At 50.4% G+C, this 23,085-nt stretch carries 18 protein-coding genes and 1 pseudogene; 11 read left to right on the plus strand and 8 right to left on the minus strand.

Translation table 11 applies throughout. The annotated features are described in order from the left end of the window. Nucleotides 1-47 precede the first annotated feature (47 nt). On the minus strand, nucleotides 48-3,572 hold the full coding sequence (gene nifJ, locus AC0TOY_RS01630) for a pyruvate:ferredoxin (flavodoxin) oxidoreductase (RefSeq protein WP_473721416.1): 3,525 nt from the start codon (nucleotides 3,570-3,572) through the stop codon (nucleotides 48-50). A 271-nt stretch (nucleotides 3,573-3,843) separates the two neighbouring features. On the opposite strand from nifJ, the gene AC0TOY_RS01635 reads away from it, so the two are divergent. Then, nucleotides 3,844-4,110, plus strand: a complete 267-nt coding sequence (locus tag AC0TOY_RS01635; RefSeq protein WP_024907232.1) for a putative hemolysin — start codon at nucleotides 3,844-3,846, stop codon at nucleotides 4,108-4,110. Here AC0TOY_RS01635 and hslJ read toward each other — a convergent pair whose 3' ends face one another. From hslJ to AC0TOY_RS01660, 5 genes are all read right to left on the minus strand, one after another. Then, nucleotides 4,111-4,548, minus strand: coding sequence for a heat shock protein HslJ (hslJ, locus tag AC0TOY_RS01640; protein WP_024907233.1), 438 nt, complete (start codon nucleotides 4,546-4,548; stop codon nucleotides 4,111-4,113). A gap of 128 nt (nucleotides 4,549-4,676) precedes the next feature. Next, on the minus strand, nucleotides 4,677-4,805 hold the full coding sequence (locus AC0TOY_RS01645; protein WP_008501283.1) for a DUF2474 domain-containing protein: 129 nt from the start codon (nucleotides 4,803-4,805) through the stop codon (nucleotides 4,677-4,679). Beyond that, nucleotides 4,805-5,815 carry a cytochrome d ubiquinol oxidase subunit II gene (gene cydB, locus AC0TOY_RS01650; RefSeq protein ID WP_248164810.1) on the minus strand — a complete coding sequence of 337 codons (1,011 nt, stop codon included), beginning with the start codon at nucleotides 5,813-5,815 and terminating at the stop codon, nucleotides 4,805-4,807. The genes AC0TOY_RS01645 and cydB overlap by 1 nt, the downstream gene beginning before the upstream one ends. Then, nucleotides 5,815-7,215, minus strand: a complete 1,401-nt coding sequence (locus AC0TOY_RS01655; RefSeq protein WP_048991971.1) for a cytochrome ubiquinol oxidase subunit I — start codon at nucleotides 7,213-7,215, stop codon at nucleotides 5,815-5,817. Before AC0TOY_RS01655 ends, cydB begins: the two co-directional genes overlap by 1 nt. Nucleotides 7,216-8,110: 895 nt before the next feature. Beyond that, nucleotides 8,111-11,263 carry a metallophosphoesterase gene (locus AC0TOY_RS01660; protein ID WP_473721417.1) on the minus strand — a complete coding sequence of 1,051 codons (3,153 nt, stop codon included), beginning with the start codon at nucleotides 11,261-11,263 and terminating at the stop codon, nucleotides 8,111-8,113. Nucleotides 11,264-11,498: 235 nt separating this feature from the next. Between AC0TOY_RS01660 and AC0TOY_RS01665 the strand changes: the two genes are divergently transcribed. Next, nucleotides 11,499-11,636: a hypothetical protein gene (locus AC0TOY_RS01665; RefSeq protein ID WP_473721418.1), complete on the plus strand. Its 138-nt coding sequence runs from the start codon at nucleotides 11,499-11,501 to the stop codon at nucleotides 11,634-11,636. A gap of 559 nt (nucleotides 11,637-12,195) precedes the next feature. On the opposite strand, the gene AC0TOY_RS01670 is transcribed toward AC0TOY_RS01665, so the two are convergent. Beyond that, nucleotides 12,196-12,954, minus strand: coding sequence for a restriction endonuclease (locus tag AC0TOY_RS01670; RefSeq protein WP_473721419.1), 759 nt, complete (start codon nucleotides 12,952-12,954; stop codon nucleotides 12,196-12,198). 179 nt (nucleotides 12,955-13,133) lie between these two features. After that, nucleotides 13,134-13,807, minus strand: a pseudogene (locus tag AC0TOY_RS01675) (SOS response-associated peptidase family protein). A gap of 760 nt (nucleotides 13,808-14,567) precedes the next feature. Here AC0TOY_RS01675 and ymcF point away from each other — a divergent pair. The 9 genes from ymcF (at nucleotide 14,568) to AC0TOY_RS01720 (ending at nucleotide 23,085) form a co-directional block, all read left to right on the plus strand. After that, nucleotides 14,568-14,756, plus strand: a complete 189-nt coding sequence (gene ymcF, locus AC0TOY_RS01680) for a cold shock small protein YmcF (protein WP_032645155.1) — start codon at nucleotides 14,568-14,570, stop codon at nucleotides 14,754-14,756. An 82-nt stretch (nucleotides 14,757-14,838) separates the two neighbouring features. Continuing rightward, nucleotides 14,839-16,248, plus strand: a complete 1,410-nt coding sequence (locus AC0TOY_RS01685; RefSeq protein WP_090416750.1) for an aminotransferase-like domain-containing protein — start codon at nucleotides 14,839-14,841, stop codon at nucleotides 16,246-16,248. 271 nt (nucleotides 16,249-16,519) lie between these two features. After that, a complete protein-coding gene (gene ydcS / locus AC0TOY_RS01690; RefSeq protein WP_024907240.1) occupies nucleotides 16,520-17,665 on the plus strand; it encodes a putative ABC transporter substrate-binding protein YdcS in 1,146 nt (381 codons plus the stop codon). Nucleotides 17,666-17,682: 17 nt separating this feature from the next. After that, entirely contained in the window at nucleotides 17,683-18,696 is a 1,014-nt protein-coding gene (locus AC0TOY_RS01695; protein ID WP_290093121.1) for an ABC transporter ATP-binding protein, read from the plus strand. A 1-nt stretch (nucleotide 18,697) separates the two neighbouring features. After that, a complete protein-coding gene (locus AC0TOY_RS01700) occupies nucleotides 18,698-19,642 on the plus strand; it encodes an ABC transporter permease (protein ID WP_473721420.1) in 945 nt (314 codons plus the stop codon). Beyond that, a complete protein-coding gene (locus AC0TOY_RS01705; RefSeq protein ID WP_024907243.1) occupies nucleotides 19,632-20,438 on the plus strand; it encodes an ABC transporter permease in 807 nt (268 codons plus the stop codon). Before AC0TOY_RS01700 ends, AC0TOY_RS01705 begins: the two co-directional genes overlap by 11 nt. A 24-nt stretch (nucleotides 20,439-20,462) precedes the next feature. After that, nucleotides 20,463-21,887 carry an aminobutyraldehyde dehydrogenase gene (patD, locus tag AC0TOY_RS01710; RefSeq protein WP_473721421.1) on the plus strand — a complete coding sequence of 475 codons (1,425 nt, stop codon included), beginning with the start codon at nucleotides 20,463-20,465 and terminating at the stop codon, nucleotides 21,885-21,887. Nucleotides 21,888-22,069: 182 nt separating this feature from the next. Continuing rightward, entirely contained in the window at nucleotides 22,070-22,243 is a 174-nt protein-coding gene (locus AC0TOY_RS01715) for a GhoT/OrtT family toxin (RefSeq protein WP_013096478.1), read from the plus strand. Between the two features lie 86 nt (nucleotides 22,244-22,329). Beyond that, nucleotides 22,330-23,085, plus strand: coding sequence for an alpha/beta fold hydrolase (locus AC0TOY_RS01720; protein ID WP_024907245.1), 756 nt, complete (start codon nucleotides 22,330-22,332; stop codon nucleotides 23,083-23,085).

The raw sequence follows: 23,085 nt of genomic DNA on the forward strand, positions 1-23,085 counted from the left end.
GGGTTTTTTTATGGCAAAAAAAAGCCCGGACATGCCGGGCTGAGAAACTAGTCGCTGGTCGATTTTTCGGCTTTACCCGCCAGCTGCGCCAGGAAATCATAACGTTTTTGCAGATCGGCCGCGGCGTCTTTCCAGAGCTGTTCGGCCACTTCCGGCTGCTGCGCGTTAAGGCGACGGAAGCGCTGTTCCTGCATTAACGTCTCGGCCAGGGCATCTGACGGTGGACGAGAGTCCAGCGCCAGCGGTAACTTACCTTCGTCCGCACGGCGCGGGTCGAACCGGTACAGCGGCCAGAAGCCGGTCGCGGTCAGCTGTCGCATTTGATCGTGGCTGAGTGCCAGATCGTAGCCGTGCTCTTCGCACGGGCTGTAGGCAATGATCAGCGACGGGCCAGGATACGCTTCCGCTTCCTGGATGGCTTTTACCGTCTGGTTAAGCTGGGCACCCAGCGAGATTTGCGCGACGTAAACGTGACCGTACATCATCATGCTCACACCGAGATCTTTGCGCGCCTTGCGTTTACCGTGTTCACCGAATTTCGTCACAGCGCCTAACGGTGTGGCTTTCGACGCCTGGCCACCGGTATTGGAATAACACTGTGTATCCAGAACCAGGATATTGACGTTTTCAGTCAGGCTCAACACGTGATCCAGTCCGCCAAAGCCGATATCGTAAGCCCAGCCGTCACCACCAATCAGCCAGATCGATTTTTCGACCAGGGCGTCAGCGTCGGTCAGCAGCTGTTCAGCGCCCGCCACGCCCTGAAGCGCGCGACGCAGCTCAGCAACCTGCTCACGACGTTCTTCAGGCGATGCGTCCGCGTGAAGCGCGTCATTAAGCTCAGCAGGGATCTGCCCGGCAAACTGTTCCAGCAGGCGCATCACGCGTGCGCGGTGCTGGTCAACGGTCAGGCGGAAGCCCAGGCCGAATTCGGCGTTATCCTCGAACAGCGAGTTTGCCCACGCGGGACCGCGACCGTTGGCGTCAGTGGTGTACGGCGTGGAGGGCAGGTTACCGCCATAGATAGACGAACAGCCAGTAGCGTTGGCAATCAGCATGCGGTCACCGTACAGCTGGGTAAGCAGCTTGATATACGGCGTCTCACCACAGCCGGAACAGGCTCCGGAATACTCAAACAGCGGCGTAATCAGCTGTGACGTACGAATATCAATGCGTTCCAGTTTGCTACGATCGATTTCCGGCAGATTCAGGAAGAAGTCATAATTGACCTTCTCCTCTTCAACATGCTCCAGACGCGACATCATATTGATGGCTTTGATCTCCGGGTTCTGCCTGTCTTTCGCCGGACAGACCTCGACGCACAGGTTACAGCCGGTGCAATCTTCCGGCGCGACCTGCAGAACGTATTTCTGTCCGCGCATATCGCGGGATTTCACATCCAGAGAATGCAGGCTGGTCGGCGCGGCCTCCATCTCTTCCGGTGACACCACTTTGGCGCGAATGGCAGAGTGCGGGCAGGCCGCCACGCAGTGGTTGCACTGGGTACACAGCTCTTCCTTCCAGATGGGGATCGCTTCGGCGATGTTTCGTTTTTCCCAGCGGGTGGTGCCCATCGGCCAGGTGCCATCCGGCGGCAGCGCAGAGACGGGCAGGGCATCACCCAGCCCGGCCAGCATCGCCGCCGTCACGGTCTTCACGAAATCAGGCGCCGCATCGGACACGACCGGAGGGCGGTTCGGACTTGCGGCATTGACCGGCTGCAGCGGGACTTCGAACAGCGACTCGCGCGCCAGCGCCAGCGCCTGCCAGTTACGTTCGACCAGCTCCTGGCCCTTGCTACTATAGCTTTTAGCAATCGCACCCTGCAGTTCTACCAGCGCGCTGTCGCCCGGGAGGATATTGGTCAGATGGAAGAAGGCCATCTGCATTACGGTATTAATACGTGCAGCAAGGCCACATTCGCGGGCAATTTTTGCGGCGTTAACCACATAGAAACGGGCTTTTTTCTGGTTTAGCACCGCCTGCACTTCCTGCGGCAGGCGCGCCCAGACTTCGTCCGCGCTGTATGGCGTATTCAGGAGGAAAATACCGCCGGGCTTCAGGCGCTCGGCCATCTGGTATTTATCGATAAACTGCAGCTGGTGACAGCCAACAAAATCAGCCTGAGAAATAAGATACGCAGAGCGGATGGGCTGTTCGCTCACCCGCAGATGGGAAACAGTCAGACCGCCGGCTTTCTTGGAGTCATAGACAAAATACCCCTGGGCGTACCACGGCGTGGAGTTACCGATGATTTTAATGTTGTTTTTGGTCGCAGAGACGCTGCCGTCACTGCCCAGACCATAGAACAGCGCCTCAAGTTTGGCGGTTGAGGGCAGGGTGTTTTCCGGCAGCGACAGGGACAGATTCGTCACATCATCATAAATGCCGACGGTAAAGCGCGGCTTGGGCTTCGCTTCGCTGAGCTCGTTGAATACCGCCAGCACGCAGTCCGGACCAAACTCCTTGGACGATAACCCATAGCGACCCCCGATCACGCGCGGCAGCGTTTCACGTTCGCCGTGATTAAAGGCCTCGGCCAGAGCAGTCATCACATCCAGATACAGCGGTTCCGCCTGGGCGCCCGGCTCCTTGGTGCGATCGAGCACCGCAACGGTACGCGCGGTCTCCGGCAGCGCAGAGAGCAGATGTTTCGCCGAGAACGGACGATAGAGACGTACTTTAAGCACGCCAACTTTTTCGCCGCGCGTCAGCAGCTCATCAACAACTTCCTCGCAGGTGCCGATGGCCGAGCCCATCAACACAATGACCCGTTCCGCCTGTGGATGGCCGTAGTACTCAAAGGGTTTGTATTCCCGGCCGGTCGCGGCGGCAAAGTCATTCATCGCCTGTTCAACATGGTCGTAAACCGCGTTGTACCACGGGTTCGTGGCCTCGCGGGACTGGAAATAGGTATCGGGGTTCGCCGATGTGCCGCGAATAACCGGGTGTTCAGGGTTAAGGGCCCGGGCGCGATGCGCGTCGATGTCCGTCTGCGGAAGCAGATTCAGGATAGTATCGTCGGCCAGCGGGACGATTTTGTTGATTTCGTGAGAGGTGCGGAAACCATCAAAGAAGTGAATAAACGGCACGCGGCTTTTGAGCGTGGCAATATGCGAAATTAAGGCAAAGTCCTGAGCTTCCTGAACGCTGCTGGCGCACAGCATCGCGCAGCCGGTCTGGCGTACGGCCATCACGTCAGAGTGATCGCCAAAGATAGAGAGCGCGTGGGTGGCAACGGTACGCGCCGCGACGTGCAGAACGAAGGGGGTCAGTTGCCCGGCGAGTTTGTACAGCGTCGGGATCATTAACAACAATCCCTGAGAAGAGGTAAACGACGTGGAAAGCGCGCCGGTCTGAAGCGCGCCGTGCACCGTGGCAATCGCACCGGCTTCCGACTGCATTTCAACCACTCGCGGGACATCGCCCCAGACGTTTTTTAACCCGTTACCCGCCCAGGCATCCGCCTGCTCAGCCATGGTAGAACTTGGCGTAATTGGGTAGATGGCGATAACTTCACTGGTGCGAAACGCGACTGAGGCAACTGCACCATTACCGTCAATAGTTTGCATAGGACAACACCCTTACATTGCGCAAAAAATAGGGGTCTGTATTACGGCAACAAACCCTGAATATTATCTGTGTATTCTAGCAAATGGGTGATTTTACGATTTTCGCTTTTGTGTCCTCGGTATTCTCGCCATCAATGAGTAGATCAAACTTTTGGCGAAAAAATTGCGAGAAATTGTTTCTGAAGCGCATAAATACGCACTTTCGCTCTCGACGACACGGGATGTGATGCCTATTATGCATAGGTTTCGCTTTATTCATGGGGGAGAGAGCATGCGCTCAGCATTTTGGTTAGGGTGTGCCGCATTATTGTTGTCGGCATGTAGCAGTGAGCCCGTTCAGCAGGCAACGGCAGCCCACGTGGCGCCGGGAATGAAAGCGGCGATGTCCAGCTCGGGTCAGGCTAACTGCGCAATGATTGGCGGTTCGCTGTCGGTTGCCCGTCAGCTGGATGGTTCTGCGATTGGGATGTGCGCCTTGCCAAATGGCAAACGCTGTAGCGAACAGTCGCTTGCCGTTGGTAGCTGCGGTAACTACTGATTATTCTGCACGCTTAAACATCAGCGTTTTATCGGCCGTGGCCAGCGTTAACTGGTCTTCAGTCAGGTCGACCTGCGCCCCTTTGCGCAGCATGTCGCCGATGGCCTGATCCAGCTCATTCAGCTGTGGTTCAGTACATAGCTTGCGCGTCATGGCCAGCGTTTTAACCTTAAGCTCGCCTTCGGACAATTTCCCCTGTCCGTTGAAGCGGTTACACATCTGGCCAGAAATGCTGATGTTATTAACCAGGCTGATATCTGGCAGCGCGCTAAAACCGATCTCAGGTTGCGTTGTCGCACTCTTCACTGCCTTACCGTTTACATTTTCCAGCACAAAGCGGTGGTTCTGAAGTTGCTCCGGCTGAACGGAGGCTTTACCCGGATTAACGCAGCCGGTAAGGACAAGACTAATAACGCTTAACGCAATGAGCTTTTTCATTTTTCTTCTCAAACTATAAATACTGTGAATCTTTTTCCAGTGTAACGATACTCTGCCGTGCGTTAATGGGGTTTATCTGAAAGTGCGGGGGGAGGTACCGGGCAACGCAGCGGTTGCCCGGAATGACGTTAATGCGATTTAAACCCTGCCGCCGTCATCAGCATACGGAAGAGCATACTGACCGCAGCCAGCGCCAGTACGCTGCCGCCCCAGATAATGGCCAGCCACAGCAATCTTTTCCAGACCGGTTGTTGCATCAGTGATAACCCTCCCCATGCTGAACTTTGCCGCGAAATACGTAGTAGCTCCAGAAGGTGTAGACCAGAATAACGGGAATGATCAACAGCGCGCCCACCAGCATAAAGCCCTGGCTTTGCGTCGGTGCGGCGGCCTGCCACAGGGTGATCGACGGTGGAATGATATGCGGCCAGATGCTGATCCCAAGCCCGCTAAAGCCGAGGAAGATCAGCCCCAGCGTCAGAATAAACGGACGGCTATGGCTGTCGGGATTATTCAGGCAGCGCCACTGGTACAGGCTAAACATCACGACCAGCGCCGGGACGGGCAGCAGATAAAACAGATTCGGCAGCGTAAACCAGCGCGCAGCGATGGCCGGTTGCGCCAGCGGCGTCCAGAGGCTGATCGCCGCAATAAACGCCAGCAGCACGATTAACAGCGTTTTTGACACCTCACGCATCCGCTGCTGCAATGCGTTTTCGCTTTTCATCACCAGCCAGGTCGAGCCTAACAGCGCATAAGCCACCACCAGCCCCGCGCCGCAAAACAGGTTAAACGCGGTAAACCAGTCAAAGGGACCGCCGGTATAGGCCCGACCGGTGACGGTAAAGCCGTTAATGACGGCGCCTACCGTCACGCCCTGGGTAAACGTCGCCAGAATTGAACCGCCTATAAACGCCTTATCCCAAAAGGGACGGTGAGCAGGGGTGGCTTTAAAGCGAAACTCAAATGCTACCCCGCGGAAAATAAGTCCGATCAGCATTAACGTCAGCGGAATGGTCAGGGCATCAACGATGACCGCATAGGCCAGCGGAAACGCGCCGAACAGGGCGGCTCCGCCGAGCACCAGCCAGGTCTCATTTCCGTCCCAGACCGGCGCGACGCTGTTGACCATCACGTCGCGATCGTCGGCGTTTTGCGTTGCCGGGAACAGAATGCCGATCCCCAGATCAAAACCGTCCATGACGATATACATCAGCGTGGCAAAGACGATGATGACAAACCAGATAATGGAAAGATCGATACCCATTATGGTTGCTCCTTGTGTTCAGTTGTGACGGCAGAAAGCGGGCGCGCCGGACGTCCGTCGGACTCGGTGGCGAAAGACTCATGCGGCTGCGGCCCTTTTCGGATGAGGCGCACCATATAGCTGTAACCCACGCCGAATACCGAGGTATAGACGACGAAGAAGGCCAGCAGGCTCACGCTCATGTGCAGATCGCCATGGGCAGACACCGCATCCTTCGTTCGCTGGAGTCCGTAGACCACCCACGGCTGGCGGCCCACTTCGGTGGTGATCCACCCGGCCAGAATAGCAATCAACCCGGATGGTCCCATCAACAGCGCAAACCACAGGAAAGATCGGGAAGAATAAACGCGCTTTTTATAGCGCAGCCAGAGAGCCGTCACCCCAAGCAGCAGCATCAGCATGCCCAGACCCGCCATAATGCGGAACGACCAGAAGACGATGGTGGAATTCGGGCGGTCTTCCTTTGGAAACTCTTTTAGCGCCGGTACCTGTTTATCCAGGCTGTGCGTCAGAATAAGGCTGCCGAGCGCGGGGATCTCCAGCCCAAAGCGGGTGCGCTCCTGCTCCATATCCGGCCAGCCAAACAGCAGCAGCGGGGTCGGCTCACCCGGCGGATTTTCCCAGTGGCCTTCAATGGCGGCAATCTTGGCGGGCTGGTGCTTTAAGGTGTTCAATCCGTGCATATCGCCAACCATGGCCTGGATGGGGGCGACAATCAGCGTCATCCACAGTGCCATCGAAAACATCGCGCGGATGGCAGGGGTATTATTGCCGCGCAGCAGATGCCATGCCGCCGATGCGCCCACAAACAGGGCGCTGCTCAGGAACGCGGCTATCGACATATGCAGCAGGCGGTAAGGGAAGGAGGGGTTAAACACCACGGCGAACCAGTCCACCGGTACCACCTGACCGTTGACGATCTCATAGCCCTGCGGTGTCTGCATCCAGCTGTTCGAGGAGAGGATCCAGAAGGTGGAGATGATGGTTCCCAGCGCCACCATGCAGGTGGCGAAAAAGTGCAGCCCAGGCCCGACTTTGTTCCAGCCGAACAGCATTACGCCGAGGAAACCGGCTTCGAGGAAGAAGGCGGTAAGCACTTCGTAGGTCAGAAGCGGGCCGGTAATACTGCCCGCAAACTGTGAAAAGCCGCTCCAGTTGGTGCCAAACTGGTAGGCCATCACCAGCCCGGAGACCACGCCCATGCCAAAGTTGACGGCAAAAATCTTCGACCAGAAATGGTACAGCGAGCGCCAGACCGGATTTTTTGTTTTCAGCCACAGCCCTTCGAGCACGGCAAGGTAGCTTGCGAGACCAATGGTGATGGCCGGGAAAATAATGTGAAAGGATACGGTAAAGGCAAACTGTATCCGTGCAAGGTGAAAAGCATCTAAACCAAACATGCAAAACTCCGCGATGTAATTATGTCGATGCCATTCTAAGTCGCGCCAGCCCTCGGTTGCAGGAACAGACAGGGCCAAATTACCTATAACAGTTACCTAACTGCGAAAGTGTTTCCCAATACTTCGCCAAAACTCGTCACCAATACAGTTAGAATACTGAGCGTCGATAAATTTCCAACTCGGATTTTGCTCGAACTTATATATCCCAGTCATTGGTGCTGATTCATCGTCCGGCAGATGCTATGTATTGATTCCTTGGTTTCAGTTAAGCGTTCAGACAAGAAGAGTTGCTAATGAAATGACGTAAAATTAGGTCATTACGGAAAGAAAGGGTGATAGTAAAAGATCTATATTGCTCTGTGCCGATGATGCCGGATTGGAAATTGGTTCTTAAATTTCAATGGGTTGCAAAAGAAAGCATGTTTCTTGCAATAATGATTACTCATTTTGTGATGCGAGTCTCCTTACAGGAAATCGTCAGAAGTATGAAATGTTTAGATGGGAATAATCTGAAAAAACTGTGTTTAGCATTATCGTTTAGAGGTGGTTGTTTGGTAGGTGAAACATAAAAATAACTTGTTTTTTTGTTTAAATGTGCTGTAATTTCTTCAGAAGTTGGAACTTTCCAATTTATTGTGGTTTTATTAAGTTGGTAATCTATAGTAAGGATACAAAGGGGGGTATTTATGAATTCGATAAAACGAGACTATTTTGGTAATAGAAAAGAAAGTAAATGTTATCATGAGCTTCATTTAGAATTCGTTAAATCTATGTTGTCTTTTGTTATTGCATCAAATGCACATACCTTAGAAAGTAATAAAAAAGCGAACGATAAAAGTTATGGTAATGGAAATAATTAGTTAAAAGCAGCCTCTAAATTGAGGCTGCTCATTTTTTATTGTCCAATGTTTTCAAGAGCTTTAAATGCATCTGCTAAATTATTCGATGGCATCATTTTTCGCTCCTTGCTAATCGCGACAGCAAAAGCTTTTAAGGTCTGTACATCTTCCCTCTTAAGATCATAGTTACTTCTTATTATCTGATGGATTTTAAAGAATAGTGATTCCTTAACTACTTTGTTCTTGTCTTTCATTAGTTCGTTGACTAATTTAATTATGTTGTCTTCTTTAATATCCATTAAGACATACGAGAGAAGAGCTTTTTCCACAGGGTTTAGTGCATTATTTTTTGCTTCCCTAATAATATTTTCAATTCTTGGTTTTTTGGTGGCTAAATCACTAGTCATCATTTGTTGTATATTATTAGGCATCATTGACTTAGTTAAAGATATGATTAACTTGAATATTTCAAAAATTTGATCCTTGTCTTTTTGTGACAATCCATCGTCTAATATTTTTTTCTCTAATGCTGGAAGTATTATTGGAAGTATGAAAGACTCATCCATTAAGATTAGCGATGATTTTAAATGGAATATGTAGCCATCAACTAAGTCCTTGAATATCTTAAGGATGTTTTCTCTATCCATTGATAATTCGGTGCTGCGAAAAACTCGTGCGTATAAAGATAATGTCTCAATTAATTTTACTAATGTGTTATTATGGTCTTTTGAACTTTTGCTCAATTCAGCTTTTTTATCATTACCATCCAATGGCGATATTTTGTCAAGATGCTCATCATCACTTGCCCTATCTGCCTTAAGATCCTCAATTTTACGCTCAAAATCGGAAGTTGTTGATATCATGTCTAATACGGATAAAGTATTGGTTTCCTCTATTCTGATACTCTCAATATCAATGCCTTTTTCAGAGCTCATGGTATCTGAGAGCTCTTTTCGTAAACTCTGAGTTTGCTTACTAATAAAATATAAAAGATCCAAGTTGGATGCGTTTTGAGATGAATAATACTCAACGACCTTATCCAACTCAAGATAATTCTCCTCTGAAATTACTTTTTCTTGAAGTTCTTTATCATGTCCCATGAAGTATGCAATTGAAAAATATAAGAAACAAGGTTGAGAAAATTCATATGTTTTTTCGTCAGAATTACGTAAAATTCCACTAACTATTAGTGGCTGAATATAATCATTTATATCGTAATCATGCATGGTTTCACGACTGAAAGTTATTGCAAGCTCTGATAGTCTGTTTTTTTCAATGAAGTTTTGTCGCCTTTCAAAAAGAGATTTTCCAATGAAACCGAGAAAATGGAGTAATTCTTTATATTGTGGTTTATTTGCAGGTGTATCCATAAAGTGTTTTCTGAGCAATATCTCTATGAAGTTTTCAATAATGTCAGACTCTGTAAGAATGCCTTTAATGTCGTGATCTACTTCATAAATAGCAAGTAACATTGAGTATATAAAGTAGTTGTGAGGTAATTGCGAGTTATTTATTGTACGAGTGATCTCCTTATAAATTGCATTCTGTGAAGTTTCATCATGCCATTTAGATACTATCTCTCTAACATTGCAACGTCTTAGAGAACCAATTGATGTTGCAACAAAGCTGTTTTTATCGGTCTCAGAGAGTAACGATGCAATATTAGGTAAATTAATAAAGTCAGCTGTGATTACAAACCGACATTTTTTATACTCAACTAGAAACTTTGAAAGAACAGATAGCTGCTTTGCTTCGAGTTTGTCAATGTTATCAATGTAAATGACAGAATCACCTGCAATTATCATTTTTTTGACCTTCTCTTCGAAATTTGTTGTTAAGTCAGAAGAGAAGTATTGTCTGCAGAGGTGACCTAAAATAGCTGATGTGCTAGAAAAGTTTTGGTTTGAGGCATCTAGGTAAAAACTGAATTCACTATAATCTTTTTTTAATTGTTTATTCAAACTATGAATAAACATATATTTTAGTATGGATGTTCTTCCGGAACTACTACTTCCAAAGATTATGTAATTTTCCGTGCTATTAATAATGTCTGATGTGGATTTAACATTTTTAGTAGGTAACGCTACAGTGTTTATTTCAACGAAATTGGGTTCGGTGAATAAATCTACAAGACGTTTTTTTCGCTCTTCAGGAGTGCCAATGTTAATTAAGAGATCAAAATCATAGTTGTCTGCAATTTCACCTGAAAATTTAGAAAATTTATCTGAATCAAACTTCAATCCGTTCTGAGTAGAAAAATCAATTTGCCCATTTACAGCTCGTTCGGTCCAGGAGATAAATTGATCTTTTTCCCTATCATATTTACGGTATAGTAATCTGCCATCAGTTATGTCATTAGTCTTGCTTAATAAGATAATAGAGTAACCACAAAAATGCTCTCTAGTATCAAGAGTGCCTGCTTGTAGGAAAAGAGTTATGTCCTCACTGAAGTTTGACTCAGATTTTTGTTTAAATGTGTGCATATGACCAAATAATAACATATCGATTTTTTTCTCGAGATAAGAAGAGAAAATATCTCTGTCATTAGTTTCGAGCCAGTCTGCAGGATGATGTGTCAGGCCGATGATTTGAGCATCATGGGGTATTCTAGCTCGCTTGATAAAATCTATTTGTTTTTCAGTGATTTGTAAGTTTCCCTCGTCAAGATCATCCATCGCGAGCCAAGCACTATTAAAACAAACCAAATATAAATTATGTGATATTTTATGTATTTTTGATAACACACCTGAGTGTTGGAGTGTTTTAGAATCCTCTAACATTTCATCATTGAATTCATTAAAATCACTAAGGCGCGCCCATCGCTCTTCGTTGTTGTTAACTAATTCATAATACTGATCGATATTCTGTTTGCTATTGCTTTCTCTTAAGTTACGCTCAAGGAGGTGAACCTTGCTTCTGTCGACATCATGATTTCCAGGGACAAAGAAAAAATTAATGTTCGATAGGTTCAGCTTTTGTTTTAGCGGGGTAAGAATATGCTCTTTAAATAAAATGTATTGTTCCTTGGTACCGGCCTGCACCATATCACCTGTAAAAAAAACAGTATCAATTTTTATGTTTTGTTCGCTCTCTATTTTATTTATGTCTTCGATCAGCTTAGAAAAGACTTTTTTTGCATCTTCCCAGTAAAATCCATTTTTATTTGTATGAGAAAGATGAAGGTCTGAAAGGTGGAGTATGTTTTTCATTAGCTTCCTTAATGATTAGCAAGGTAATTATTTGCTTTGTTTATGGATTAATATTTACGCGTACGCAAAAGTTACCATAAATTGAAAATAATAGTCACTTGTACAAGCGACACTTATGGCTATTTTTTTAATTTAGCATGGTTACAATTCTCGTTTCGCAAGCTTAAAGTAAACTCGATTGTGTGGGAATTCCTATCCGGTGTCATTGTTCATTCGAATCTTGTAAGGAAACCCCATGGAGATTTTAGATGTACGCAATATGGCTTATACCGAAACAGGAGCGATTGACTGTGAGGTTTTGATTGGTGAGCAATGGTTGCCGTTCTGCGCGTCAGAAGATGACAGCATGGCGTATGGGGCAAAGCTTTACTAGGAAGCGATAGATGGGAAATGGGGGGAGGTGCAACCCTACGAACCGACCGAGAAAGTCTTCAGTGAGCCAGCTAGCGGCATGAAACAAAAGCAGAGCTGATGATGAATGCTGAAGCGGTGATTGCTCCGCTTTCCAGGCGGTGAAGAATGACATAGCCACAGACGCGGGGAAAGCCGCTCTGGAAGCATGGGAGCGTTCACCGTGCTGTTAAGTCGTGTTGATGTAGATAATCCTGTGTGGCCTGACGCAACGGATTTATGACATGCGTAACAAGGATATGAGGAAAACTGATCCTTTTGGCGGTAATTTTGTTTAAAACCTTGTAAAATCAATCACAAATATATCCGTGACAAACTACAGGTTGATATCTATAAAAAAATTACCCCCCACGGAAATGGTGCGTATTTACAAGGTGTTTCATCAATTTTTTATGGGGCCTGGCTGATGTCGGCAGGCACCCGGATTTTTTCTTTGCAACTGCAAGACTTTACATCAAAATTTCCTACAGCGGCGCGATGTTATAAACGAAACGGTCAAAAAGATTCAAGAAAGATATTTTTTAGAAAAAATCCTCTACACGGCAAGTGAACTTAGTGTCGTTTAAAATATCATGAACATGAGCCGTAACTTTTGTGGCCTGTAAAGTACAACCAAAGTCAATTGTTTTAGATATTACTTCGTAATGAATTTCATCTAATTTTATTGAGGCCCCAGAGGTTAATTTTATGTAAGTGTCATTTATTTTTTTTGTTACCCAGCCACTATTTTCATGATCCGAAATCATCTCAACAACTAATTCATTAACTGTGCTGATATATTCACCGCTAGAATTATGCAAGGTTAGATCATAAGCTTCGTTGTTAATTAATAGGTTCTTCCATTCGCTTATTTGTTTGGGGGGGGTGGTGATAAGATCAGGTATAACTAATACATCATTTACTCGGCTCAAGCCGAATTCAAGGGTTTCCCCTGGGGACGTTTCAAAAGTGACTTTGAGTAATTTTACGTCCGGTCTGCATTTCGCTGCTTCAATAACACCTAACTGAAATCCAATGGTTGTAACTAGTACACCTCTTGCTTTTAACAAATCCATGTTATATACGAGTTGTCTATAGCAATTCAAATCTACAGATTTATTATAATTCTTACATTCAACTAAAGTTAAATAATCCACTCCTGCGATATTATGCTTCCAGCATACATCAATCTGATTACCGGAAATCTTCTGATTATGTAATACTTGAACATTCGGATACGCCTGAGTTAATGTTTGATAAAGTCGTTTCGTATATATTTCATACTGGGTGTCTTTATTCATACAGAAAAAGTCCTTTTATGGTTAGATTTTTACCATTTTTGCATACATTTGTGTATTTTTCAGCTCTTTTAAAAAAATAAAGAACCATTGCTATTATGACTGCATCAAATTTTTTGATGATTACCATGGTAAATTCGACGAATTATTAGAGTGAATCGTATAAATCAAGATGTGGTGCTTCAGTCGATCGCTTTAATTAAGATAGCATAGTGATTTTTTACATAACCTGCAGCGCGAGTTACAGCATGCCAGATAAATTTCTCCATAGACACGAAACCATCATGGGCAATCTCCTCTGCCATTTTTAATGGCTGCATCTTCGCATATCCTACCCCCTGCAGTTTCATTTGATAGAACCCATGGACGGTGGTCGTGGATATCAACTAATCCTATATCGGAGGCTGATGTCACTATCATAAAACTTTCAGATTTATCGCTGCGTTCCAATGGCGTGCTACCAATCGTCTCCATAAAAATAGGCTGGCTGTCAGCGCGATGAATGAAATATCGCTGTATCTCGTAGAACTCTTTTTCTACTCGAACCAATAATCTGAGAAATAAATCGCCCGGCCGTGTTGCCATAACGGCTTAAATAGGCGGCCAGCGGATGCAGTCTCAATGCTAGCGTAGACCAGTGGAGATTTAGCCTACCACACTGGCGTGTAATCCCAGAATGCTGGGTCGAGGTTCAGTTGCTCGTCTAGTTCACTAAGAAGCGGCACTTTAGTACCGGGTGCGACGTTGTAGAGCCCTATTAGTTCCGGGTCATATGCAATATGTCGCGATCGGTTTCGTGGGCAAAATATGCAAGGTATTCTTCACGTGTTTGGGGGGGCAAAAGGTCCACCTCCAGTCACTCAGAGTGTGAGTATAGGGCAGGGAGAAAAAGAGGTGTGCATCTAAAGCTCATGATTTGAAACAAGGGTTGATTATACATACGATGGCACGCCATAAAGCATGGAATTTCGGAACTGGAATGAGGTACGCAAATGGCTGTTAATTCATCGAATAAAAGTAAATCTTGCACCATGAAAGAGCTTTAAACGTCAAAATTGTCTTCCCCAAAAAGGTTTTTATATTATTGATTTAGCTTGTTTATTTTTGAGCGTGGGCTGACGCGGGATCTCGTAAGTTATCTTGGTTAAATTATTGCTTTTATTAATTAAAACTCGAATCTTTTAATCTATATCTGTGCAAGGTGAAAAGCATCTAAACCAAACATGCACAGCCTCAATGTCAAACGGTGTGCTGTTATGGTATAGGGGCGATGTTCGGACTATCAGACGCAGAAAAGCGAATTTTAACCATAACAGTTGGCGTAAATTTCACGCTTTGGCCATCTGATATACCTTGAGGCTGTGGAATAAAAACATTCTTTTTATGAATTTTCCGCATTAAACCGCTTGCTTTGTCGTCAGCGCCGTGCGTTAATGGTCTTCTGGTTTTGAGTCCAAATAAATATCTGACGTAGTTTTATAAAGCAGTTCTCATCACGTTGTGCCTCTCCGCAGCCTCTCTTGGGTCTTTATCTACATTCCGATTCGTTTTGTTTAAAACCATTATGCCCAATCGGCCCATTAGTAATTTACGTTTTAACGTTTCAGGAGAATCCTATGACTTCTTATATCCATTTTCGCTGCCCATGCTGCCATGGTTCGCAGTACCGTACCTCAGCCTTTGACGTGTCTGAGAAAAACCCGTTTGGCGCGAAATGCATCTTTTGCAAATCGCCGATGATCACGCTCGACCACCTGGCCGCCGCGCATTCCGCTCAGAGCCACGTGACCGAATACCGTAAGTAATTCATCTTCCAGACTATAACAGTTAGCTAAATCTTCTCTTTTTCTCCTGCTGATATACACTGTCGGTCATAAGGAGAATCTTATGAAAAAATACCAGCGTCTGGCGCAACAAATTATCTCGCAGATTGAGCTTGGCGTATGGCTGCCGGGCGATAAGCTGCCTTCCCTGCGAGAGCAGGTGGCAAGCAGCGGCATGAGTTTTATGACCGTTGGCCACGCGTATCAGATGCTGGAAAGTCAGGGGCGCATCGTCGCCAGACCGCAGTCGGGCTATTACGTTGCCTCGCGCCCGACCGCACACCAGCCTGCGCCGCCCGCCCAGGTGATGCGTGATGAAGCGGTGGATATTAATACCTATATCTTCGACGTCTTACAGGCCAGCCGCGACCCGTCCGTTGTTCCTTTTGCCTCCGCGTTTCCCGATCCCCGTCTTTTTCCGCTTCAGCAGCTCAACCGCTCGCTGGCGAACGTCAGTAAAACCGCGACGGCGATGAGCGTGATTGAGAACCTGCCGCCGGGTAACGTCGATCTCCGCCACGCCATTGCCCGTCGTTACGCGCAGCAGGGGATGAACATCTCCCCGGAAGAGATCGTGATCACCGCAGGCGCCCTAGAGGCGCTGAATCTTAGCCTGCAGGCGGTGACCGAGCCGGGTGACTGGGTGATTGTCGAAAACCCCTGTTTCTACGGCGCGCTGCAGGCGCTGGAACGCCTGAAGCTTAAGGCGTTGTCGATTGCGACAGACGTCCGCGAGGGGATTGACCTGAATGCCCTTGAACAGGCGCTGAATGAGTACCCGGTTAAAGCCTGCTGGATCATGACCAACAGCCAGAACCCGCTTGGCTTCACGCTGAGCGCGGAGAAAAAAGCGCAGCTTGTGGCCCTCTTAACGCAGCACAATGTCCCCTTGATTGAAGACGATGTCTACAGCGAGCTCTATTTTGGCCGCGACAAGCCGCTCCCGGCGAAAGCATGGGATCGTCAGGACATGACGCTGCACTGCTCGTCCTTTTCAAAATGTCTGGTGGCCGGTTTTCGCATCGGCTGGGTGGCGGCAGGTAAACACGCGCGACGCATTCAGCAGTTGCAGCTGATGAGCACGCTCTCAACCAGTTCTCCCATGCAGCTGGCGCTGGTGGATTACCTGGCGACCAAACGCTACGACGCTCACCTGCGCCGCCTGCGGCGTACGCTGGCCGAGCGAAAGCAGCAGGCCTGGCAGTCACTTTTACGCCATATGCCTGCCGGCGTCAAAATCCACCATAACGACAGCGGCTACTTTTTATGGCTGGAGCTTCCGGCGCAGCTGGATGCGGGGCTGCTGAGCGAAAAGGCCTTAACGCACCACATCAGCATTGCCCCCGGAAAGATGTTTTCCACCTCTGACGCGTGGACGCCATTCTTTCGTTTTAATACCTCCTGGGCCTGGGGAGAGCGGGAAGAGCAGGCGGTCATTCAGTTAGGAAAATTAATTAGCACGATGCTGGAATAATCCTTTCTCCGTTATTTAAATAATCAATTCTTATCCTGATGACGGCACTGCGAATATTTCGCGGTGACCTGTCATAGGAAATCTGCATACCGTCTCTCGCGCCTAACTCCTTGTCTATAATCCAGTTAACGGGGAATGCGCCCTCGGTCACACCTTGATGAAATTTCCTGAAGCCGTACGGTGCGGCGCATTTGCGCGGTCTACGTTTAATAAGGGAGATATTTTTACGGCACGGCTGCCGCTAAATTTCATTGCGACAGGAGTAACTCTTATGAGCAAAAATTTTGCCCGCAGCAGCCTGTGTGCGCTCGGCATGACTATCATGACAGCGCAAGCCGCAGAACCCCCCAAGGCCATTGGCGATGGGGAAGGTCGACTGGATATTATCGCCTGGCCGGGATACATCGAGCGGGGACAGACGGATAAAAACTACGACTGGGTCACCCAGTTTGAAAAAGAGACCGGGTGTGCGGTCAACGTCAAAACGGCGGCCACGTCGGATGAAATGGTCAGCCTGATGGCGAAAGGGGGATACGATCTGGTCACCGCCTCGGGTGACGCCTCCCTGCGACTGATCATGGGCAAACGCGTCCAGCCGATTAACCCCGACCTCATCCCCAACTGGAAAACCCTCGACGAACGGATTGTGAAAGGGGAATGGTTTAACGTCGGGGGCAAGGTCTACGGTACGCCGTACCAGTGGGGGCCAAACCTGCTGATGTACAACACCAAAACCTTCCCGACGCCGCCGGACAGCTGGAGCGTGGTCTTTACTAAACAGGATCTGCCGGACGGTAAAACCAATCAGGGACGCGTACAGGCGTATGACGGCCCGATTTATATCGCCGATGCGGCGCTGTTCGTCAAAGCCACGCAGCCGCAGCTGGGTATTAAAGACCCGTACCAGCTCACCGAAGCACAGTATGCCGCCGTGCTTAAGGTGCTTCGCGACCAGCATGCCCTGATCCACCGCTACTGGCACGACACCACCGTCCAGATGAGCGACTTCAAAAATGAAGGCGTCGTGGCCTCCAGCGCCTGGCCGTATCAGGCGAATGCTCTGAAGGCCGAGAACCAGCCCATTGCCACCGTCTTCCCGAAAGAGGGGGTAACCGGCTGGGCGGACACCACCATGCTCCACGCGCAGGCTAAACACCCGATGTGCGCCTACAAATGGATGAACTGGTCGCTGACGCCGAAAGTGCAGGGCGATCTGGCAGCATGGTTTGGTTCCCTGCCCGTGGTTCCGGAAGGGTGTAAAGCCAGCACGCTGCTGGGCGATAAAGGCTGCGAAACAAACGGTTATAACGAGTTCGACAAAATCATGTTCTGGAAAACCCCCATCGCAGAAGGCGGCAAATTTGTCCCTTACAGCCGCTGGACGCAGGATTACATCGCCATCATGGGCGGTCGTTAATTGCCCGGGAGCAGAACATGACGTACGCGGTCGAGTTTAATAATGTTTCCCGCCTGTACGGCGACGTACGGGCGGTGGATGGGGTCACCATTGCGATTCGTGACGGAGAGTTTTTCTCCATGCTGGGGCCTTCGGGCTCCGGCAAAACCACCTGCCTGCGCCTGATAGCCGGTTTTGAACAGCTGTCAGGCGGGACGATCTCTATCTTCGGCAAAGAGGCGAGCGAGCTGCCTCCCTGGGAGCGGGATGTGAACACCGTGTTTCAGGACTACGCGCTGTTCCCGCATATGTCGATCCTCGACAACGTTGCCTACGGGCTAATGGTCAAAGGCGTCGACAAGAAAAAACGCCATGCCCAGGCCCGTGATGCCCTGGAAAAAGTGGGGCTGAGCTTTGCCATCGCCCGCAAACCCTTGCAACTTTCCGGCGGCCAGCGTCAGCGTGTCGCCATTGCCCGCGCGCTGGTGAATGAACCGCGCGTCCTGCTGCTGGACGAGCCTTTAGGGGCGCTCGATCTCAAGCTGCGGGAACAGATGCAGTTCGAGCTGAAGAAGCTTCAGCAGGAACTCGGTATCACCTTTATTTTTGTCACCCACGATCAGGGCGAGGCCCTTTCCATGTCAGATCGGGTGGCGGTGTTCAATAACGGGCGCATCGAGCAGGTAGATACCCCGCGCGATCTCTACATGCGTCCGCGCACGCCGTTTGTTGCCGGTTTTGTCGGCACCTCTAACGTCTTCGATGCGGGCCTTGCGCAGAAAATCTGCGGCATGGAAGGCAGCTATTCCCTGCGCCCGGAACATATTCGCCTTAATGAGGGCGGAGACGTTCAGGTTCAGGGCGTCGTGCAGACCGTTCAGTATCAGGGGGCGGCCACGCGTCTGGAGCTAAAGCTCACCGATGGTGCCAAACTGCTGGTGAGCCAGGCTAATCTCAGTGAAACCTCGTCGCTGAGCGGCATTGCGCCGGGGCAGGCGGTCATGGCGTCATGGTCACGCGAGGCGATGATTCGCCTGCACGAGGAGAGGTGAAATGGATATGAGTGTCGCGCATCCTCCCGCCTCGCGCGGCCGCTTAAGCCGCATGACCGCACTGTTCTGGCGCAAGCCGTCGCTCGGCCTGTTCCTGCTTCTGCTCGCGCCGCTGATGTGGTTTGGCATCGTCTATTTAGGATCGCTGCTGACGCTGCTGTGGCAGGGGTTTTACACCTTTGACGATTTCACCATGGCCGTCACGCCGGACCTGACCCTGGCGAACATTCTGGCGCTCTTCAACCCGGCAAACTACGACATCATCCTGCGCACGTTAACGATGGCGATTGCGGTGACCATTGCCAGCGCCATCCTGGCATTCCCGATGGCCTGGTACATGGCGCGTTATACTCACGGCAAGTGGAAGGCCTTCTTCTATATCGCCGTGATGCTGCCAATGTGGGCGAGCTACATCGTCAAAGCCTATGCCTGGACGCTGCTGCTGGCGAAGGACGGGGTGGCGCAGTGGTTTCTTAGTCATATGGGGCTGGAGTCGATCCTGACCTCACTCCTTACGCTCCCGGCGATTGGCGGCAACACCTTGTCCACCTCCGGGCTGGGACGGTTTCTGGTCTTCGTCTATATCTGGTTGCCGTTTATGATCCTGCCGGTCCAGGCGGCGCTGGAGCGCCTGCCGGCCTCGCTGCTGCAGGCCTCAGCCGACCTCGGCGCGCGTCCTCGCCAGACTTTTCGCTATGTCGTTCTGCCGCTGGCCATTCCGGGCATTGCGGCGGGCTCAATTTTCACCTTTTCTCTGACGCTGGGGGATTTCATCGTTCCGCAGCTGGTGGGGCCGCCGGGCTATTTCATCGGTAACATGGTCTACTCGCAGCAGGGTGCTATCGGCAATATGCCAATGGCCGCCGCGTTTACGCTGGTTCCCATCGTGCTGATTTCTCTTTATCTGGCGTTCGTGAAACGTCTGGGAGCATTCGATGCACTCTGAACGCGCACCGCTGTTCCTGAAAGTGGCAGCGTGGGGAGGCGTCATCTTCCTGCACTTCCCGCTGCTGATTATCGCGACCTATGCCTTCAACACCGAAGACGCCGCCTTCAGCTTTCCGCCACAGGGGCTGACGCTGAAGTGGTTTAGCGTGGCGGCGGGGCGCGGCGATATCATCGAATCCGTGACGTTGTCACTTCAAATTGCCGCACTTTCCACCGCCATTGCCCTTGTGCTTGGCACGCTTGCTGCAGCGGCGCTGTGGCGAAGCGAGTTTTTTGGCAAGAATGCGATCTCTCTGCTGCTGCTGTTGCCGATTGCATTACCGGGGATCATCACCGGCCTGGCGCTGCTGACGGCCTTCAAAACGATCAACCTTGAGCCGGGGTTTTTCACCATCGTGGTCGGACACGCCACCTTTTGCGTGGTAGTGGTGTTTAACAACGTGATTGCACGATTCAGACGCACCTCCTGGAGCCTGGTGGAAGCGTCGATGGATCTCGGGGCCGACGGATGGCAAACCTTCCGCTATGTGGTGCTGCCCAATCTGGGTTCCGCGCTGCTGGCCGGGGGAATGCTGGCGTTTGCACTGTCGTTTGACGAGATCATCGTCACGACATTTACCGCGGGACACGAGCGCACGTTACCGCTGTGGTTGCTCAATCAGCTCGGGCGTCCACGCGACGTGCCGGTCACCAACGTCGTTGCTCTGCTGGTGATGCTGGTGACAACTCTCCCCATTCTGGGAGCCTGGTGGCTCACCCGCGACGGCGAGAACATCGCTGGTGGCGGGAAATAACTTCGATTTAAACAGGACAACGCTATGCAAAACCAACTGCTGATTAATGGTGAACTGATTACTGGCGAAGGGGAAAAGCAGCCGGTTTACAATCCCGCCACCGGAGAAGTGCTGCTGGACATCGCTGAAGCCTCTGCCGCGCAGGTCGATGCTGCCGTTCGGGCTGCCGATCGTGCCTTTATCGAGTGGGGGCAAACCACCCCGAAAGCCCGTGCAGAGTGCTTACTGAAACTGGCTGACGCCATCGAAGAACATGCCGACACTTTCGCGAAGCTGGAATCCCTTAACTGCGGCAAGCCGCTGCATTGCGCTCTGGGTGATGAAATCCCGGCGGTGGTGGACGTTTTCCGCTTCTTTGCCGGGGCGGCCCGCTGCCTGAACGGCATGGCAGCGGGGGAATACCTTGAAGGACACACCTCGATGATTCGCCGTGACCCGGTGGGCGTGGTTGCCTCTATTGCGCCATGGAACTATCCGCTAATGATGGCGGCGTGGAAGCTCGCGCCCGCGCTGGCGGCAGGAAACTGCGTGGTGATTAAGCCCTCAGAGATCACCCCGCTGACCGCGCTGAAGCTGGGAGAACTGGCAAAAGATATCTTCCCGGCAGGCGTTCTGAACGTGCTGTTTGGGCGGGGGAAAACGGTCGGCGATCCGCTGACCGGGCATGAAAAAGTCCGCATGGTTTCGCTGACCGGTTCGATTGCGACCGGGGAACATATCATCGGCCATACGGCGTCCTCCATTAAACGCACCCACATGGAGCTGGGCGGTAAAGCGCCGGTTATTGTCTTTGATGATGCCGACCTGGATGCGGTTGTCGAAGGGGTGCGGACGTTTGGTTTCTACAATGCCGGACAGGACTGTACGGCGGCCTGTCGTATTTATGCCCAGAGAGGCATTTATGCCGCGCTGGTGGAAAAGCTGGGCGCAGCGGTCGCCAGCCTTAAAATGGGGGCACCGGAGGATGCCTCTACCGAACTGGGACCTCTCAGCTCGGCCGCCCATCTTTCTCGCGTCTGTCAGGCCGTCGATGACGCGAAAGCGCTCGGCCATATCCGCGTTGTATCTGGCGGGAGCAAAAAAGAGGGGACAGGCTACTACTTCCAGCCAACCCTGCTGGCGGGGGCAAAACAGGACGATGCCATCGTTCAGCGCGAGGTGTTTGGCCCGGTGGTGAGCGTCACCGAGTTTGACGACGAGGCGCAGGTGCTAGCCTGGGCGAACGATTCGCAATACGGCCTGGCGTCATCGGTCTGGACGAAAGACGTGGGCCGCGCTCATCGCCTGAGCGCGCGCCTGCAGTACGGCTGCACCTGGGTGAATACCCATTTTATGCTGGTGAGCGAAATGCCGCACGGCGGCATGAAATTATCCGGCTACGGCAAAGATATGTCGGTCTACGGGCTTGAGGATTATACGGTCGTGCGGCATGTGATGATCAAACACTAATCCGCTCAGCCTGGTCGCATTTGCGGCCAGGCGCTCTCCTTGCCCGCCACATGTGTTACGTAAGATACTCAATTGTTATTAGCCATAATTTTTAAGTGGTTATTCTGTAACGAAAAAACTTGATCTGTGTCAACATATGACGCATATTGCGTGCGGTTATTTTTTCGGCTCTGGTATACAGAATGACGTTGTATCAAAAGATGTTGGTTTTTTACGCAATCATGGCTTCCATCTGCGCATTAATTACCTGGTTCCTCTCCAAAGACCGCAAACGTATCCGCCTGCTCAGCGCTTTCCTGGTGGGGTCAACCTGGCCAATGAGCTTTCCCGTTGCGCTGCTGGTCTCGCTTTTCTGAAGCACGCTTCCAGTTTTAAAAGATGAACATAGCATTCCTGATGTGATAACTGTATAAATACACAGTGCATCATAAAAGGAGTGCTTATGAACAGTTTTTACTCGCAGCAGGCCGGTTGCACCGTGCGCTGGCACGACTTGCCCGGTACCGGCGATCCCGTGGTGTTCATTCACGGGCTGGGCTGCGCCTCTTCCTATGAATATCCCCGCGTCGTTTGTGACCCGCTGTTTGGCTCGCGCAGAGCGATTCTCATCGACTTGCCCGGCAGCGGCTACAGCGATAAGCCTCTGCACTACAGCTATAAAACCACTGACCAGGCCCACGTCGTCGCGGAGCTTATTGACCATCTTGAACTGGATGCCTTCTGGTTATACGGCCACAGCATGGGCGGCAGTATTGCTATCGAAACGGCGGGGCTGCTGGCAACGCGCGTGAAGGGACTGATGGTGTCAGAGCCCAATTTTCACGCGGGTGGGGGCATGTTCAGCCGGTCTATAGCAGCGCAAACCGAGCAACAGTTTCTGGAGCAAGGTTATGACGCCATGCTCAGCGCAGAAAAAACAGCGTGGGCAGGGTGCCTGCAGAGCAATGCCGCTTATGCCGTCTGGCGCGGTGCATCCAGCCTGGTGGCGGGCGTTGAACCGGAATGGGAAGCGCAGTTCCTGTCACTTCCTTGCCCTGTGACGCTGATTTTCGGCGAGCTATCTCTGCCGGATGACGATGTGGAAAATCTAGAGCAGAAGGGCGTTGAGGTAAAAATTATCCCTGCGGCGGGGCATTCAATGTCGTGGGAAAACCCGTCTGCGCTGGCACAGACGTTAGCTGAGTGTATGACGGTGTGA

The organism is Enterobacter sp. PL_is379, from assembly GCF_055817355.1.